Source organism: Spirillospora sp. NPDC049652 (assembly GCF_040675125.1).
In the GTDB taxonomy this organism is placed as follows: domain Bacteria; phylum Actinomycetota; class Actinomycetes; order Streptosporangiales; family Streptosporangiaceae; genus Spirillospora.
In genome coordinates this window covers 1-1,553 of the sequence record NZ_JBFAOF010001331.1, presented here as the reverse complement: position 1 = coordinate 1,553, position 1,553 = coordinate 1, and the positions used below count along the sequence as shown (strand labels likewise).

Genomic DNA, 1,553 nt, shown 5'->3' with positions numbered 1-1,553 from the left:
CGGCGCTGGTCACGGCCATCCGGAGGATCTCCGACGCCGTGGCGGGGCCGGGCCGGATGCGGGCCGCGGCGAACTCGGCCGTCAGCACCGCCCAGGCCACCCCGGCGAGGACCGCCGGCCGGCGGCGCCGAGGACCGGCGCGTCCCGGACGGTTCCGGCCGGGACCGCGCAGGGCCGGCGCCGTCCCCGCGGAGCCGCCCTGCGCGAGGACGGTCCGGACGGAGGCGGTGGCCAGCGCGGTGAAGGCGAGCACCCCGGCGGCCGTGGTCGCGACGTGCCGTCCGAACCGGCCGCGCGGGGCCTGCGCGTGCTCGTACCAGCCGTGCCCGTGCAGCGCGTTCATCAGCGCGTCGTCGGCGTTCCCGGCCTGCGCTCTCACCGACGCCCAGAACCCGGCCGGACGCGCCGGATGCGTGACGTGCCGCTCGCCGCGGACCAGCTCGTGGCCCGCCCTGGTGACGCGCAGCGCCAGGTCCGCGTCCTCGCGGAAGGCGCGGCGGAAGCGCTCGTCGAACCCGCCGACCAGCAGCAGCACCGGGCGCCGGTACGCCATGTCCGCGGTGATCCAGGCCGCCGTCTCCAGCCCGGCGGTGTTGCGCTCCCAGTCGGTGGGCGGCCGGTCCGGCGGCAGCGGGACGGTGAGCCGCCCCTGCGACCCGGCGACCGTGCCCGCGAGCCCGGCCAGGTCGTCGCGGAGCCGCCGCGCCCAGTCGGGATCGGGCACGACGTCGTCGTCGAGGAACACGATCCACTCGCAGGACGCCGCCCGCCAGCCCTTGTTGCGGGCGGCGGCGGGGCCGCGCCCGCCCGACCGGAGCACGCGCAGCCGCTCGTCCGCGCCGTCCGGCAGGGGGAGCGGCGCCCCGGGCCGGGGCCGGTCGTCCACGACCACGATCTCGGCGGGCGGCGGCCCGGCCGAGCCGAGCAGCGCCGACAGCGTCCGGTGCAGGCTCGGACGGCCGACGGTGGGGATCACGACCGAGTACCTCATGCCGCGAACACCGCCTCGCGCCGGACGGTGTACGGGCCGAGGACCAGCAGGTCGACCGGGGCCGACCCGAAGCACTCCAGCGCGTCGCGCGGGTCGTCCACCATGGGCCGCCCGGCGGTGTTGAGGCTGGTATTGACCACGACCGGCAGGCCGGTGCGCGCCCGGAACTCCTCCAGGACGGCGGCGACGAGCGGCTTGTCGGCCGGGTCGACCGTCTGGATGCGGGCGGTGCCGTCCACGTGCACGACGGCCGGGATCCGGTCCCGCCACTCCGGTTTCACGTCGTGCACGAACAGCATGTACGGGCTCGGGATCGGCCCCTCGAAGATCTCGGCGGCGTGGTCGAGCGCGACCATCGGCGCGATCGGCCGGAAGCGCTCGCGGCCCTTCACCGCGTTCAGCCGGTCCACGTTGCCGGGGTCGCCCGGGTGGGCCAGCAGCGACCGGTGGCCGAGGGCGCGCGGCCCGTACTCCGACCGGCCCTGGAACCACGCCACGATGCGGTTGCGGGCGAGTTCCTCGGCGACCGTCGCGGCCAGGTCGTCCGGACGCTCGTACGGCA

Annotated in this window: 2 protein-coding genes; both read right to left on the bottom strand. The window is 77.3% G+C overall.

Annotated features, from left to right (window positions below; all coding sequences use genetic code 11):
• On the bottom strand, positions 1–991 hold a 991-nt coding region (locus tag AB0J52_RS39910), incomplete at its 3' end, for a glycosyltransferase family 2 protein (protein WP_500188353.1).
• Positions 988–1,553, bottom strand: a 566-nt coding sequence (locus AB0J52_RS39905) for a carbamoyltransferase C-terminal domain-containing protein (RefSeq protein ID WP_500188352.1), incomplete at its 5' end; no start/stop codon positions are given. The genes AB0J52_RS39905 and AB0J52_RS39910, both read right to left, overlap by 4 nt.